The 14,861-nt window shown below is 66.5% G+C and carries 16 protein-coding genes and 1 pseudogene; 11 read left to right on the top strand and 6 right to left on the bottom strand.

Annotation, left to right across the window (positions count from 1 at the left end; genetic code table 11):
- Window positions 1-108 precede the first annotated feature (108 nt).
- On the bottom strand, window positions 109-798 hold the full coding sequence (locus AC1DCZ_RS07360) for a TetR/AcrR family transcriptional regulator (RefSeq protein ID WP_476974005.1): 690 nt from the start codon (window positions 796-798) through the stop codon (window positions 109-111).
- A gap of 151 nt (window positions 799-949) precedes the next feature.
- Here AC1DCZ_RS07360 and AC1DCZ_RS07355 point away from each other — a divergent pair.
- The 4 genes and pseudogenes from AC1DCZ_RS07355 to AC1DCZ_RS07340 all read left to right on the top strand — a co-directional run.
- A pseudogene (locus AC1DCZ_RS07355) lies at window positions 950-2,359 on the top strand (flavin monoamine oxidase family protein); the annotation flags it as partial.
- A 109-nt stretch (window positions 2,360-2,468) separates the two neighbouring features.
- Window positions 2,469-2,777: a hypothetical protein gene (locus tag AC1DCZ_RS07350; protein ID WP_476974004.1), complete on the top strand. Its 309-nt coding sequence runs from the start codon at window positions 2,469-2,471 to the stop codon at window positions 2,775-2,777.
- Window positions 2,778-2,791: 14 nt separating this feature from the next.
- The gene (locus AC1DCZ_RS07345; RefSeq protein ID WP_476974128.1) at window positions 2,792-4,324 is read left to right on the top strand and encodes an APC family permease; all 1,533 of its coding nucleotides are present in this window, start codon (window positions 2,792-2,794) and stop codon (window positions 4,322-4,324) included.
- Window positions 4,325-4,429: 105 nt separating this feature from the next.
- Window positions 4,430-4,912: a pyridoxamine 5'-phosphate oxidase family protein gene (locus tag AC1DCZ_RS07340; RefSeq protein WP_476974003.1), complete on the top strand. Its 483-nt coding sequence runs from the start codon at window positions 4,430-4,432 to the stop codon at window positions 4,910-4,912.
- Between the two features lie 3 nt (window positions 4,913-4,915).
- On the opposite strand, the gene AC1DCZ_RS07335 is transcribed toward AC1DCZ_RS07340, so the two are convergent.
- Window positions 4,916-5,554 (bottom strand): NADPH-dependent F420 reductase, encoded by a 639-nt coding sequence (locus AC1DCZ_RS07335; RefSeq protein WP_476974002.1) that lies wholly within the window; start codon window positions 5,552-5,554, stop codon window positions 4,916-4,918.
- 53 nt (window positions 5,555-5,607) lie between these two features.
- Complete coding sequence (locus AC1DCZ_RS07330; RefSeq protein WP_476974001.1) at window positions 5,608-6,204, bottom strand: hypothetical protein; 597 nt, start codon at window positions 6,202-6,204, stop codon at window positions 5,608-5,610.
- Window positions 6,205-6,403: 199 nt separating this feature from the next.
- Between AC1DCZ_RS07330 and AC1DCZ_RS07325 the strand changes: the two genes are divergently transcribed.
- Complete coding sequence (locus AC1DCZ_RS07325; RefSeq protein WP_476895847.1) at window positions 6,404-6,787, top strand: VOC family protein; 384 nt, start codon at window positions 6,404-6,406, stop codon at window positions 6,785-6,787.
- Between the two features lie 13 nt (window positions 6,788-6,800).
- Here the strand turns inward: AC1DCZ_RS07325 and AC1DCZ_RS07320 are convergent, their stop codons facing one another.
- The gene (locus AC1DCZ_RS07320; RefSeq protein WP_476974000.1) at window positions 6,801-7,205 is read right to left on the bottom strand and encodes a DUF5997 family protein; all 405 of its coding nucleotides are present in this window, start codon (window positions 7,203-7,205) and stop codon (window positions 6,801-6,803) included.
- Window positions 7,206-7,311: 106 nt separating this feature from the next.
- On the opposite strand from AC1DCZ_RS07320, the gene AC1DCZ_RS07315 reads away from it, so the two are divergent.
- Entirely contained in the window at window positions 7,312-8,055 is a 744-nt protein-coding gene (locus AC1DCZ_RS07315; RefSeq protein ID WP_476973999.1) for a LysR family substrate-binding domain-containing protein, read from the top strand.
- A 24-nt stretch (window positions 8,056-8,079) separates the two neighbouring features.
- On the opposite strand, the gene AC1DCZ_RS07310 is transcribed toward AC1DCZ_RS07315, so the two are convergent.
- Window positions 8,080-8,745, bottom strand: a complete 666-nt coding sequence (locus AC1DCZ_RS07310; RefSeq protein WP_476895844.1) for a response regulator — start codon at window positions 8,743-8,745, stop codon at window positions 8,080-8,082.
- Window positions 8,735-10,498: a sensor histidine kinase gene (locus AC1DCZ_RS07305; RefSeq protein ID WP_476973998.1), complete on the bottom strand. Its 1,764-nt coding sequence runs from the start codon at window positions 10,496-10,498 to the stop codon at window positions 8,735-8,737. Before AC1DCZ_RS07305 ends, AC1DCZ_RS07310 begins: the two co-directional genes overlap by 11 nt.
- Before the next feature lie 243 nt (window positions 10,499-10,741).
- Between AC1DCZ_RS07305 and AC1DCZ_RS07300 the strand changes: the two genes are divergently transcribed.
- From AC1DCZ_RS07300 to AC1DCZ_RS07280, 5 genes are all read left to right on the top strand, one after another.
- Window positions 10,742-11,560 (top strand): ABC transporter ATP-binding protein, encoded by an 819-nt coding sequence (locus tag AC1DCZ_RS07300; protein WP_476973997.1) that lies wholly within the window; start codon window positions 10,742-10,744, stop codon window positions 11,558-11,560.
- A 24-nt stretch (window positions 11,561-11,584) separates the two neighbouring features.
- Window positions 11,585-12,478, top strand: a complete 894-nt coding sequence (locus AC1DCZ_RS07295) for an ABC transporter permease (RefSeq protein WP_476973996.1) — start codon at window positions 11,585-11,587, stop codon at window positions 12,476-12,478.
- A 4-nt stretch (window positions 12,479-12,482) separates the two neighbouring features.
- A complete protein-coding gene (locus AC1DCZ_RS07290; RefSeq protein ID WP_476973995.1) occupies window positions 12,483-13,541 on the top strand; it encodes an ABC transporter substrate-binding protein in 1,059 nt (352 codons plus the stop codon).
- A 111-nt stretch (window positions 13,542-13,652) separates the two neighbouring features.
- Complete coding sequence (locus tag AC1DCZ_RS07285; protein WP_476973994.1) at window positions 13,653-13,973, top strand: DUF6221 family protein; 321 nt, start codon at window positions 13,653-13,655, stop codon at window positions 13,971-13,973.
- Window positions 13,974-14,086: 113 nt separating this feature from the next.
- On the top strand, window positions 14,087-14,845 hold the full coding sequence (locus AC1DCZ_RS07280) for a LamB/YcsF family protein (protein WP_476973993.1): 759 nt from the start codon (window positions 14,087-14,089) through the stop codon (window positions 14,843-14,845).
- Window positions 14,846-14,861: the final 16 nt, after the last annotated feature.

Here is a 14,861-nt window from a genome sequence, read left to right as displayed (position 1 = left end):
ACATGCCCAAAAGGGCAGGATTCCGGTGCCTACCTTTGGGGGGCAGAAAGGCCGCGCACTATTCAGTGCGCGGCCTTTATGCGTCCCTGCGTGGGCGCGCCACCGGCCTCAGCGCCGGAGTGCGCCGAAACCGGAAATGAGCGCCTCGAGGCCCAGGCTGAAGGCGGCATCGGCCGGATTCTCGAAACCCGGCCCGGCAAGGTTTGCGACGGCGGCGGTGAAGTTCGGCGTCGACGCCGCCATGCTGCCCGAATCGAAGATGTCCGCCGGTGCCGTGACGTCGTAGGCGGAGCCGAAAATGAAGGACTCCAGCGCCACGATGGCCGAGATGATGCGCTCCTGCGGAAATCCGGCCCGGCTGAACCCGGCGCTCACGGCCTCATACATGGCGAGCGTCTTCGGAGCGTCGGTCACGGGCAGCACGGCGATGACCGGGATCAGCGGCGTGTGCTTGGAAAAAACGTCCCGGTAGCTCCAGGCCCAGTCCCGGACGGCCTGCTCCCAGGGCTCGGAGTCGAAAGCCGACACGTCCACGAACGAGGTCAGATGGTCCTGGACGAGGACTAGGACCTCCCGTTTGGAGGAAACATGGTTGTAGAGGGCCGACGGCGCCACGTTCAACGTCCGTGCGAGTGCGGCCATGGTCAGGCTCTTGTAGCCAGTTTTTCCTACCAGTTGGAGGGCTGCCGAGGTGATGCCGTCCAGGTCCAGGACGGCAGCGGCCGGCCTGCCCGCCCGGCGCCGCGGTTCGGCGTCGGCGGGGTGCGACTCAGCGGGCGCGCTCGTGGCTGCCGGCATTTCCTGGCCTTTCTGGTCGGGTGTCCCAAGGATGCTTCCATTGTGCACTTCTTTGCGCAGGGGTCTTCCCCGTCGCGCGGCAAGCCGCTATAGTCGATCTAAATGAACGACATTCATTTAGTGGTCCGCATCACTCGCGCGGACACGGAGAGAGGACATCATGCTGGAATTTGATCGCGACGTCGTCATCGTCGGGGCCGGCCCTGCCGGCCTGACCGCAGCCCGGGCATTGAAGAAGGCCGGCCTGAGCGTGGCAGTACTGGAGGCGCGGGACCGCGTCGGCGGCCGCACGTGGACGGACACCATTGACGGCGCCATGCTGGAAATCGGCGGCCAGTGGGTCTCACCTGACCAGACGGAATTGCTGGCGCTCCTGGACGAGCTCGGCCTAGGAACCTACTCCCGCTACCGCGACGGGCAATCCGTCTACATCGGCGCCGACGGCACACGCACCCTCTACACCGGAGACACCTTCCCGGTCAGCGAAACCACCGCCGCGGAGATGGACAAGCTCACGGCCCTGCTCGACTCGCTGGCCGCGGACATCGGTGCCTCCGAACCCTGGGCACACCCGAAGGCCCGGGAACTGGACACCATCTCCTTCCATCACTGGCTGCGCCAGAACTCCCCGGACGAGGAAGCCTGCAACAACATCGGCCTGTTCATCGCCGGCGGCATGCTGACCAAGCCGGCGCACGCCTTCTCCGCGCTGCAGGCAGTGCTCATGGCAGCCTCCGCCGGATCCTTCACTCACCTGACCGACGAGGACTTCATCCTGGACAAGCGGGTGATCGGCGGCATGCAGCAGGTATCGCTGCTGCAGGCCGCGGAGCTGGGCGACGACGTCGTCCTGGGCAGCCCGGTCCGGACCATCAACTGGGAAGCAGCGGCGCCCGGCGCCGATGCCGCCGGCTACAAGGTGACCGCAGTGTCCGAACGCGCCACCGTGCGCGCCCGCTTCGTCATCATGGCCGTGCCGCCGAATCTGTACTCGCGCGTCTCCTTCAACCCGCCGCTCCCTCGCCGCCAGCACCAGATGCACCAGCACCAGTCGCTCGGTCTCGTCATCAAGGTGCACGCCGTCTACAGCTCGCCGTTCTGGCGCGAAGAGGGCCTCTCGGGAACCGCCTTCGGCGCCGGCGCCCTGGTCCAGGAGGTCTACGACAACACCAATCACGAGGACCCCCGCGGCACGCTGGTGGGCTTCGTTTCGGACGAAAAGGCCGACGCCATGTTCGAGCTCAGTGCGGAGGACCGCCGCCGGGCCATCCTGGGGTCGATCGCAGGCTTCCTGGGCGACAAGGCCCTCGAACCCGAGGTCTACTACGAGTCCGACTGGGGCTCCGAGGAATGGACCCGCGGAGCCTATGCCGCCAGCTACGACCTGGGCGGCCTGCACCGCTACGGCAAGGACCAGCACGCCCCCGTGGGCCCGATCTACTGGTCCTCCTCCGACCTGGCGGCCGAGGGGTACCAGCATGTCGACGGCGCCGTGCGCATGGGCCGTCTCACGGCTGCACGCGTCGCAGCCGCCGCGGACCGTGCCTCCGTGGCGCGGTAGGTATCAACGAGAGCCCGGAAAGGATGTCCCCGATGCGATATGTAGTGGGGTATTCAGCCAACGCCCGCGGGCACGATGCGGTCAACCTTGCGAGGAGCTCAAGGCAGAAATGCTGATCATCGGGGCGGCCGGAGGCGGGCTCGTTAAGCGGTTCGCCGCCGGCCCGGTTGCAAGTGCACTGCTGCACGCGGCCACCGTGCCGGTAGCACTCGCGCCGCATGGCTACCACCGCAGCGACGCCCTGACCCGGATCAGCTGCGGCCTGGGAAACCGTGCCGGTGCAGGGAAGCTGCTGGAGTTCGCAGAGGCAACGGCCTCCGAGCGCAAGGTGCCGCTGCGGGTGGTCTCGCTCCTGACGATTGACGGCGGCTCAGACCATTCAACGTCGAATGAAACCTCCGGAGAGACACAACAATGAGCACCGAACATGCGATGTCCAAGGCCTCGCACACCGACCACCGCTCCGGCCAGCACGCCGGGGACCACAAAGGGCTCAGCGACAAGGGCCTCAAGGCCGGGTCGGTGGGCCTGGTCGGCGCCGTCGTCATCGGCGTGTCCTGCATCGCCCCCGCATACACCCTGACCGCTGCCCTGGGCCCGACCGTCTCCGAGGTCGGCGTGCATCTTCCGGCGATCTTCCTTGTCGGCTTCATCCCGATGCTGCTGGTGGCACTGGGCTACCGCGAGCTGAACAACGCCATGCCCGACGCCGGGACCTCGTTCACGTGGGCTTCCCGGGCATTCGGTCCCTGGATCGGCTGGATGGGAGGCTGGGGGCTCATCGCGGCAACCATCATCGTCCTCTCCAACCTGGCCGCTGTCGCCGTGGACTTCTTCTACCTCATGCTGGGTCAGCTTTTCGGCAACCCCGAACTGGCCGATCTCAGCAAGGTGCTGCCGCTGAACATCGCCACCACGGTCGTGTTCATCGCGCTGGCGTGCTGGATCTCCTACCGCGGCATGGAGACCACCAAAGGTGTCCAGTACGTGCTGGTGGGGTTCCAGCTCCTGGTTCTGGGCTGGTTCGCCGCGGCCGCGTTCAGCCACGTCGCCAACGGAACTGCCTTTGACGCGACGGCCATCGCACCGGACTGGTTCAACCCCTTTGCGGTCGGATCCTTCTCCGCCTTCGCGGCCGGCGTTTCGCTGTCCATCTTCATCTACTGGGGCTGGGACGTCACGCTGACCATGAACGAGGAGACCAGGAACCCGGAAAAGACCCCCGGCCGCGCAGCCACGGTCACGGTACTGGTCATCGTAATCATCTACGTGGCCGTCGCCCTGGCCACGCTGTCCTTCGCCGGGACCGGCGACACCGGGCTGGGAACCGGCAACCCCGAGAACCAGGGCAGCATCTTCGCCGTCCTCGCCGGCCCCGTCATGGGCCCGTTTGCCATCCTGATGTCCCTGGCCATCCTGAGCAGCTCCGCGGCGTCGCTGCAGTCCACGTTTGTCTCACCGGCCCGTACCCTCCTGTCCATGGGGCACTACAAGGCGCTGCCGCTGAAGTTCGGCCGGATCAGCCCGAGCTACAAGTCCCCAAGCTACGCCACCATCGCCTCGGCTATGGCGGCCGCCGCCTTCTACGTCATCACCCGGACCACCTCCGAGAACGCCCTGTGGGACACCATCACGGCCCTCGGCATGATGATCTGCTTCTACTACGGCATCACGGCCCTGGCCTGCGTCTGGTTCTTCCGCGCCCGGGCCTTCAGCGGGGCCCACTCGTTCTTCTTCAAGTTCCTTGCGCCGCTGCTGGGCGGCATCACGTTGCTGGTCATGTTCGTCAAGACTGCCTATGACTCCATGGACCCCGACTATGGTTCGGGATCGTCCATCGGCGGCCTGGGCCTCGTCTTCGTACTGGGCATGGGCGTGATCCTGCTGGGCGTGGTGCTGATGCTGGTCATGGCAAAGCTTCGGCCCGAGTTCTTCAAGGGACAGGTCCTGGCCCGCGGGATCTAGGGGACGGGAAGGTCCTCCACGGTCGCCACTGGAAAGTAAGCACACTTACCAATAGGCTGTCGGGCGGGGGACCTTCCTCCGTTGGAACGAGAACGAGGTGACGGCATGTCGGACTCCGCAAGCATCAGCAAAGTAACGGACATCATCAACGATTCCCACATCGGAATGTTCACCACCCTCAATGAAGCGGGCGCACTCGTCAGCCGCCCTCTGGCCGTACAGGACGTCCAGGACGACGGCGACATGTGGTTCTTCACCTCGGCGAACAGCTCGCAGGTGGCCCATGTCCGCGCCAACCCGGCCGTGAACGTCTCCTTTGGCCGGCGCACCGAATGGGTCTCGGTTGCGGGCACGGCGGACGTCGTGACGGACCGTCAAAAGATCCACGACATGTGGAACCAGGTCGTGGAGGCCTGGTTCCCGGATGGACCGGACACGCCCGAGGTTGTCCTGCTGCACGTGCACTCGGACTCGGCCGAGTACTGGACCAGCCCGGGTGGTACGGCCGCAACGGTCCTGCAGTGGATCAAGGCCAAGGTCACGCACAGCCGGATGAGCGTAGGCGAGAGCGGGACCGTGGAGTTATAGGCTTCAGTCGATGATCTTGAGGCTGGTGCCCCAATTGAAGGACTGGTAGGCAGGGTTGGCCTGCAGCGCCATGACCAGGAGTTGGAATCCCTCGAGTTCACGGGCATGGTGCAGGCCGCCGACCTGCAGCGGGCGGAGACCGGCAGCCGCGGCGAAGGCTGCGACCTCATTGCGGGCTTCCTCGGAATCGGAGGCGATGAAGACATCCAACGGCAGCCCGCCGGCGGAGCCCGCGGCGAGCGGCCCCGCGAAGGTCGTGTTGAAGGCCTTGACCACGCGGGCGCCCGGAAGCAGCGCGGCGATCTCTTCGGCAGCAGAGGTGCCGGGAGCCACGATGAGGGAGTCGAAGGTTTCCGTGTTGATCGGGTTGCTGATTTCCACCACGGTCTTTCCGGTCAGGGTATCGCCGAAATGCGTGGCGACCTCTTTGGCCGGGCCGAAATACAGGGCAAGCACCACGATGTTGCCGTCGGGGACCTCGCTGAGGCCCCCCGATGCCGTGTCGCCCCCGAGCTCGGCTGCGAGCTTGGCGGCGTGATCCGGGTTCCGGTCAAGAATCTGGACCTGGCGCCCGGCGGCCACGGCACGCGTGCCGATCGCCCCCGCCATGTTGCCGCTGCCGATGATAGTGATGTCTGACATGGTGCTTCCTTCCGGGATCTACCGCGACTTGCAGTTCAGGAACGCCCGCGGCCTCAGGCGGCCACGCCCGTGCCGGGGTGCGCACCGGCCGCGCGTTCGGCGTCGGCCAGGGCCGATTCCAGCCGTGCCACGGCCGGTGGGTACTCAGTTTCGGTCCGGCCGCGGAGGCGTTCGGCCGCCTTCATCGCCCGGATGAGGGCAGCCGTTTCCGGCTGCCTCGGGTCGCTCATGGCCGGGAAATCGATGCAGTATGCGGTGTCGAGTTCGTACCGCCGCCACCGCGCCAGGGCGTTCCGGTGCCGGGTCTCCGCCGCCGCGTTGGCGGCCATGGATTCCCTGGCAGCGAGCTGGGATTGCTTCCAGCGGAAAATCCGCGGCGTCCAGAAATAGGCGCCGAGGGCGGTTGCGGCTGCCACCAGTCCGAGTACCAGGCCGGCCCACGGTGACGCAAGCGAGGAGAGAACCACGGCGGGGGCGACGACCGCGAGTCCCGCGAAGCCGTCCCAAAAGACAGCGTCGGGCAAACCGGCGTCGGCGTTCATATGTTTCCGCGCCAGATAGACCGAAACCGCCACGGTACAGGCAATGAGGACCGAGAGGGCAAGGAACTGCAAGATCCCCAGCGGGGCGGATCCTGGTAGGGACGGCATGCCACAACACCTCCGGAACACACTGCTTTGGGAACCGGTCCGGGCGGGCGCGGTTCCGCTAGTTCCATTGGATTCCTTGGAGCCCGGGCCGTCAATGGCCACCGCGGCCCGGCCCCGGCTGCAGCCCAGCCGGCCGGGCCTGCTGCGGATTCATGTGCGCCGGTTAACACGTCTCCCGCTTCGGCGTAGCCTAGGGCCCATGCGACTGAAAATGTGCAGCATCCACGTTAAGGACCCCGCCGCGGCCCACGAGTTCTACACCGGAACGCTGGGCTTTGAGACCCTCATGGCGTTGCCGGAGCACAACCTGTTCATCGTGAAGGACCCGGCCGCGGCCGGCGGAGGCGCTGTCGGGCTGCTGCTGGAACCCAGCGACAACCCGATCGGGGCTGCCTACATGAACGGGATCCACGACGCCGGGCTGCCGGCGATTGTTCTCGGGGTGACCGATGTCCGGGCCGAATACAAGCGGCTGGCGGCCAAGGGCGTGATGTTCCAGGCCGAGCCCTCCGAAGGGCCGTCGGGTTTATCAGTGGTGCTCGATGACGGGTGCGGCAACTTCGTCCAGCTGCATCAGGACTGAGGCAGCAGAGCGCCTACTCGGCGGTGGCGCGTGCCTTCTTGGCGTCCTTCTTCGCGGCGTCGTCCTTGACCCGCTGGGCTTCGGCGCGGACGGCGGCGTGGGTGGAGCGCTCGGCCACCAGCCAGGCGGGGGGAGCCTGCAGCAACGCGGTGATTTCCGCCGTCGTGAGCGCTTCTTCAACGCCGCCGCGGGTCAGTCCGCTGATGGAGACGTTCAGTTTCTGTGCCACCACCGGGCGGGGGTGCGGGCCGTTGCGGCGCAGTTCCGCCAGCCACTCCGGCGGGTTGGCCTGGAGCTCGGCGAAATCGGCGCGGGTGATGACCGAATCCTGGAACTCCTGGGGTGTTGCGGGCAGGTAGATGCCAAGCTTCTTGGCAACGGTGGCCGGCTTCATGGACTGGGAGTTTGCAGAGGTCATACTTCAAGGGTATCCGGCGCGGAGCCCGCACTGCACCAACGCAGGCACCGCCGGCCGGGGACCGCCGACCCGCAGCGCGCGCCGCCCCGGGCGGTAGTGTGAACGTGTGTCCGCTGACGATGTATCCCCCCAGACCCCCGACGTTTCTGCTCCCGAAGTGCGCGCGCTGCGCTTCGCCTACGTCGCCGGTGTGACCCCCGGCAAGTGGATCCGGCGCTGGGAAGAGCGGATGCCTGATGTTCCGCTGGACTCGTTCATGTCCGACGACGGGGCCCAGGTGGCCGTCCTGCGGGACGGCGCCGCGGACCTGAGCTTCGTCCGCCTCCCGGTGGAGCGCGAGGGCCTCAGCGTCATCCCGCTTTACGAGGAGCAGCCCGTGGTCGTGGCGCCGAAGGGGCACGAAATCTCCTTGTTCGAGGAGGTGGACTTGGCGGACCTGTCCACAGAGACGTTCCTGGACGTCCAGGCGCTGGGCGGCCCCGCGATGGCCCTGCAGGTGGTGGCCTCCGGCGCCGGCCTCGTGATCCTGCCGATGTCCGTGGCCCGGCACTTCAACGTCAAGGACACCGTGGCGCGGAAGCTCACGGGGGCCCCGACCACCGAGATCGCCCTGGCCTGGCCCAGTGATTCCACGGATGAAGTGGTCGAGGAGTTCATCGGGATTGTCCGGGGCCGCACCGCAGCCAGCTCCCGCCAGCCGTCGGCGCAGCAGGGCAAACCCAAACGGGAACCCAAACCGGACCGGCGGGGCACCGGCGCCGGGGTCAAGAAGCCCAAGGTGGCCCAGCGCTACGCACCGAACCCGGACAAGGGCCGCGGCAAGGGATCCCGGAAGAAAGGCAAACGCTAGCTGCGGGTCCCGCCTTCCCTTTCCCTATTGTTGCTCCCGGAGGCTGTAGCGGTGTTCGGGCCGTCCGGTGGCCCCGTAGCGCAGGTTGACGTCCACCGCGCCGTCTTCCACGAGGGCGGAGAGATACCGCTGGGCCGTGGCCCGGGAGATCCCGACGGCGGCGGAAACGTCGACGGCGGTCAGCGATTCCGGCGTCTGGCCAAGGGTGCCGAGCACTGCGGACTCCGTCACGGTCCGGGCCTTGGCCGAGCGGGTGTCCGAGGCATTGAGTTGGCGCAGGGCACGCTCCACGAGGTCCTGGTCCAGGGACGATTCCGAGGCCAGCATCCGCCGGTATCGGGCATAACCCCGGAGCTTGTCGGCGAGCTGCTTCTCGGAAAACGGTTTGATCAGATAGCCCAGGGCGCCCCGGCGCATCGCCTTGCGGACGGACGCCGCATCCGAAGCTGCGCTGAGGACAATCGCGTCGACGTCGAGCCCGCGCAGGATGTCCAGTCCGTTGCTGTCCGGCAGGTAGATGTCGATCAGGACCAGGTCCGGCCGGTAGGCCTGGATCGCTTCCAGCGCCGCGCCGCCTGTCCCGACAGGTTCCAGCGCCGTGTAGCCGGGAGCCGCGTTGACGTAGGTGGCGTGCAGCCTGGCGACGTGGAAGTCGTCGTCCACGATCTGGACCCGCAGGTCATCCTTCATTCCGTGTCCTTTCGTCGGGCCCGGTCAGGACCCCGGGCAGGCGGGCGCAGAAGACGGCCCCGGGTCCGCCGGCATTCCCCGGCGCAACGACCCAGACGTCCCCGCCCGAGCCCCTGGCGATCTGTCGGGAGAGGGACAGTCCGAGCCCTTCCCCGCGTCCCGTTGTCCCAGGCCCCGCTTCGCGGAGGAGGTCCGGCTCCGGACCGGCTTCGCGGCCGGACGTGGAGTACCCTTCGGTGAAGAGCGACTCAGGGTCCTCGTCCCGCAGCCCGTCTCCGGAATCGGCGACCGTCAGATACAGCGTGCCGTCGTCGCTGAGCAGCTCCACCTCAACCCACCGGTCCAGGCACGCCCCCCGGACGGCGGCGGCGACGGCGTTGTCCACCAGGTTTCCCAAGACCGTGGTGACGTTTTGCGGATCGGACACCGTCCCGGCAACCAGGGTCGCGTCGCCCAGGCGCAGCGGCACTCCCAGCTCCGCCGCGCGCAGCCCTTTCGCGCCAATGAAGGCCTGCAGGTAGGTATCGTCCAGCTTGCCGGCAAAGTCCACCGGGTACTTCAGGGGACCCGATTTCAGGGTCTCCTGCAGATAGCTGGCTGCCTCCTCGGGACGCCCGACGTTGAGCAGCCCCGAGACGGCGTGCAGCCGGTTGGCGAATTCGTGCCGCTGGGCCCTCAAAGCGGTGGAGAGGGCCCCGACGGCGTCCAGCTGGCGGCTGAGCGCCTCGACGTCGGTCCGGTCGCGGACCATCAGGACCCAGCCGAGCTTCCGGCGCCCCCGCACCACTTTCCGGGCTGTCATGATCAGCACCGAACCGTTCACCATGAGTTGCACGCTCTCCGTGCCGTCGGAGTTGCCGGGCTCGAGCAGGGCGAGCACCCGGGAGGGCAGGCCAAGTTCCGCGAGTGTTCGCCCGGACGTCCCCTCCAGGCCAAGGAGCCGGCGGGCCTTGCTGTTGCATATCGTGACGCGTCCGTCTTCGGCGATGCCGAGGACTCCCTCGTCCACCCCGTAGAGCACGACCGCCTGGTCCTGCACGAGTTCACCGATCTCGGCAGGTTCCAGGCCCAGGGTGTGGATCCGGAGCCTTCGGCTCAGCAAAGCTGTTCCGGCACCGCCCAGGGCCAGCGCGACGGCGGCGACGCCCAGGATCGGGAGGATGGCGGTCTGCAGTCCAGCCAAGACATCGCGGGTGGAAAACCCGACGCTGACTTCCCCGACGATGGACCGGCCGTCCGCGGACCAGACCGGGACCTTGGACCGGACGGACGGTCCCAGGGTGCCCGTCTCCTGCACAGTGATTTCCTGCCCGGAAAGCGCCGCATCCGGGCTGGTGCTCACAGGCCGCCCGAGTTCAGCAGGGTTCGGATGTGACCAGCGCATGGCGAACCGGTCTGTGACCACCACAAACAGCGCGTCGGTGCGGTCCCTGAGCACTTCGGCCAATTGCTGGACGGGACCGGCCCGCAGCACGGAGTTCGCCGGGGTGGTGTCCGCGGCGGCCGCGGAGGCCAGTTGCGTGCGGACACTCTCCTCCACCGCCAGGCTCTGCGCTACGGCCAGGGATTTCGATCCGACCTCGTCGCTGAGGCGCTGGTAGGACAGCCATCCGTAGATGCCGGCCGTCAGAACGACCACGAGCACAACTACCGCCAATTGCAGGGCCAGCATCTTGGTCGAAAACGCCATCCCCGGGGCGCGCGCCGCCCGGCGGTCTCCGACTTCGGGGACGACACTGTCCGCTGCTTGCAAGGGATCCTCATTCAGTTCACGCACCGGAGCCCGGTGACCCCGCACAACGTTAGGGCCATTGCCACCCTTCGCACCAGTAACTTGTGAGCACAATGCGCAAAAGGTGCACAACGGGTTGATTGACGGCAATGGAGCTAAAGCGCGACGGCGTCGGGTTCCCCCCGTAGCGTCTTGTGACGTGGCCCACAGGCAGTCGAATTCCGGCAACTGGGCGGCAACACGCAAAGTGACGAAGGAGACACCATGCCAGGCAATAACGCGCCGCTGATCGAGTTGAAAGCGGCGACGAAAAGGTTCCCCAAGAACGGTGGGGGCATCCACACCGCGATCCGCGACGTGAACCTGACCGTCGCCCCCGGCGAGTTTGTCGCCGTCGTCGGCCCGACGGGTTGCGGCAAATCCACCACCCTGTCCCTGATCTCGGGGCTGCAGCCGGCGTCAGAAGGCGAGACGTACGTCCGCGGGCAGCTGGTGACCAGCATCCCGGCACGGGTGGGATACATGTTCCAGGCGGATGCGACGCTGCCCTGGCAGACGGTCCTCGACAATGTGGCGTCCGGTCCCCGCTACCGGGGCGCGTCCAAGGCCGAGGCCCGTGCCAAGGCCCGGGAATGGGTCGAGCGGGTGGCCCTGGGGAAGTTCGAGAAGTACTACCCGCACCAGCTCTCGGGCGGCATGCGCAAGAGGGTCGCGCTGGCACAGACGCTGGTCAACGAGCCGGAAATCATGCTCATGGACGAACCGTTCAGCGCCCTGGATGTGCAGACGCGCCAGCTCATGCAGCAGGAACTCCTGCGGCTGTGGGGCGGCAGCGACGCGGCCGTCGTGTTCGTCACCCACGATCTCGAAGAGGCAATCGCACTGGCCGATCGAGTGGTGGTCATGACGGCCAGCCCGGCCACCATCAAGGCCGATTTCAGGGTGGATCTGCCCCGTCCCCGCGATGTGGAGGAAATCCGGCTGACACCCGAGTTCCTGGCGATCTACCGCCAGGTCTGGGACAGCCTGCGCGACGAAGTGGAACAGGCCAGGACCACCGCCGGCCAGCCCGATGCCAAGTAACAGCAACCAGTGAGGACAACGACGATGACGTCATCCACCATCAGTGCCCCGCCCGCCGCGCGTGGCCACCAGCTCAGCGCGGAAAGCGAGGCGGACCTGCTTGCCGGGGCCCGCCGATCGAGGCGGAATGCCGCCTACAAGGTGTGGGCCCTGCGCGCAGTGATCGTCGCTGTGTGGCTTGGCAGCTGGGAACTGACCGCCACGTACCTGATTGACCCCTTCTTCTATTCCAAGCCGTCCCTGATCTGGGACCGCCTGATCCAGTGGTTCGCCTCCGGCACCCAGTTCGGGACCGTGTGGGAGAACATCGGCTACACCGTCCTGGAGGCTACGGCCGGGTTCGCCATCGGCACCGTGGCCGGGATCGTGCTGGGTGTCCTGCTCGGCCGCAGCCGCTACATGGCGGAGGTCTTCTCCCCGTTCATCAAGGCCGCCAACGCGGTTCCTCGCATTGTGCTGGCCGCCTTGTTCATCATCTGGTTCGGCTTCGGAATCAGCTCCAAGATCGCCACGGTGGTGGTCCTCGTGTTCTTCGCGGTGTTCTTCAACGCCTTCACGGGCGCCCGGGAAGTCGACGGCAACGTCGTCAACAACGCCAGGATCCTTGGGGCGAGCAAGCGCAAGATCCTGACCTCGATCGTGCTTCCCAGCGCCACCACCTGGATTCTCTCCTCACTCCACACGGCCTTCGGCTTCGCGCTCATCGGCGCGATCGTGGGCGAATACGCCGGCGCAAAGCACGGCATGGGCATGCTCATCGCCAACGCCCAGGGCACCTTCGACTCCGCCGGCATCTACGCGGGCATGATCATCGTCACCGTGGTGGCCCTGCTGGCCGAATCCGTCATCACGGCGGCGGAAAACAAACTCCTCAAATGGCGGCCGTCCCAGGCCCAGACTCAGATCAAAGGAATCTAACACCATGAAAACGAAACTACAGCGGCGTAGTGTCCAGGCCTCGGCCGTCCTCCTCAGTATCGCCGTGGCAGCGGGAGTAAGCGGCTGCCAGGATTCACGGGCGGCGGCCGTTGACAACGCCGCCACGCCCGAGGTCAACATCATCGTCGGCGGCCTCGAGAAGGTCATCTACATGCCCGCCAAGCTCGCCGAGGGCCTGGGCCTGTTCGAGAAGGAAGGCATCAAGGTCAACCTGCTCGGGGAACAGTCCGGTGCCACGGCGGAAAACTCGCTCCTGACCGGCAACGCGCAGGGCGTCGAGGGGTTCTATGACCACACGATCGATCTGCAGGCCAAGGGACAGTGCATCACCTCCGTCGTGCAGCTGGCCAACATCCCCGGCGAAGCGGAGGTGGTATCCACCAGCAAGGCCGACTCCATCAAGTCGGCGGCCGACTTCGACGGCAAGAACCTGGGTATCACCTCTTTGGGCTCATCAACTGACTTCCTGACCCAGGCCCTCGCCGGACAGGCCGGCGTCAAGAGCTACACCCCTGCCAAGGTAGGTGCCGGGCAGACGTTCATTGCCGCCATGGACAACAACGGGATCGACGCCGGCATGACCACCGACCCGACCATCGCCCAGCTCGTGGAAACCGGCAAGGGCAAGGTCATGATCGACATGCGCACCGAGGAAGGAACCCGCAAGGCCCTGGGCGGCCTCTACCCGGCGGCGTCGGTGTACATGAGCTGTGACTTCGTCAAGAAGAACCCGCAGACCGTGCAGAAGGTGGCCAACGCCTTTGTCGGGGCGCTCCGCTTCATCAACAGCCACAGCGCCGCCGAGATCGCCGCCAAGATGCCAAAGGAATACGCCAACGCCGGCCAGGCGCTTTATGAGAAGTCCATCAACGACACCAAGACGATGTTCAACAGCGACGGAAAGATGGATGCCGACGGCGCCAAGAACGTCCTCAGCATCCTGGACAAGTACTCCACTAACGTCTTGGGCAAGGGATCCTCAATCGACCTGGGCAAGACCTACACCACGGAATTCGTGGACAAGGTCCCCGCCGCAAAATAGCGGCACGCGTTAAATACAAATGCACACACGAAAAGCGGGTGCGCCCCGGCCTCTCTCGGGCCGGGGCGCACCTGCTTTCGTTGTCCGAGGGGCGGAAGTAGGCTCAGGGGCGTGGATATTGTCGAATTCTTATCCGAACGGATCGGGGAAGACGAGGCCGCCGCGCGGAGACTGCTGACGGACCCTTCGGTCTCGGAGTCCGGCAAATGGTACGAATGGCGCCTGCTCCGCGAATGCGAGGCAAAGCGGCGGCTTCTCGGCATCATCGAATCCGCACGGCAGGGCGCCCTGGCCGCGATGGTCACGGGCACCTCCGGGGACACCGCATGGACCCCGGAAGTCATCGAGTGGACGACGCTTTCCTTGAACGCCCTTGCCTTCCCGTACTCGGATCACCCCGACTTTGAGCCCGCCTGGCAGCTGTCCCCGTAAAACCGTTGACGGGGAGGCCCCTGACTCCGGTGACGCGGAATCGAAAGATTGTTGAACAATCCGAGGATTTGGTGCATCCTAGATAGGGGCCCATCAATGAGACGAGGATCACAATGCCAACCATCGACCTGAACAGCGACGTCGGGGAGTCCTACGGTCGCTGGACCCTGGGAGATGACACGGCCATGTTCCGCTCTGTCTCCAGTGCCAACGTGGCCTGCGGTTTCCATGCCGGTGACCCCAGCGTGATCCGCCAGACCTGCCGGGCCGCCGTCGCAGCCGGCGTCATGATCGGTGCCCACGTGGGCTACCGGGACCTCGCCGGTTTCGGCCGCCGCTTCCTGGACATCGATCCCAACGAACTGGCGGACGACGTCGTCTACCAGATCGGCGCGCTGCAGGCACTGGCCGCGGCTGAAGGCGGCCGCGTCATGTACGTCAAGCCGCACGGCGGCCTCTACAACGCGATCGTCGCACACACCAGGCAGGCGAAAGCCGTCGTCGATGCGGTGAAGTCCGTTGACCCCAACCTGCCCATCCTCGGGCTCCCGGGCTCGGAAGTGCTCCGCCTGGCCGAGGACGCCGGACTCCGCGCCGTGACCGAAGCCTTCGCGGACCGGGCCTACAACCCGGATGGCACCCTCGTCTCCCGCACGCTCCCCGGAGCAGTCCTGCACGACCACGCCGAAGTCACGGAGCATGTCCTCCGGATGGCTTCCGATTCCGCCGTCCGCGCGATCGACGGCTCCATCCTGAAGATCCGTGCCGAAAGCATCTGCGTCCACGGAGATTCCCCGGGAGCCGTCGCGATGGCTGCCGCAGTGAGGAAGGCGCTCTCCGGCGCCGGCATCACCACCGCGGCTTTCGTCTAAGCCGCCCGCACCCAGC

This window comes from Arthrobacter sp. 10N418, assembly GCF_056394725.1.
This window is presented reverse-complemented; position numbering and strand designations above follow the sequence as displayed.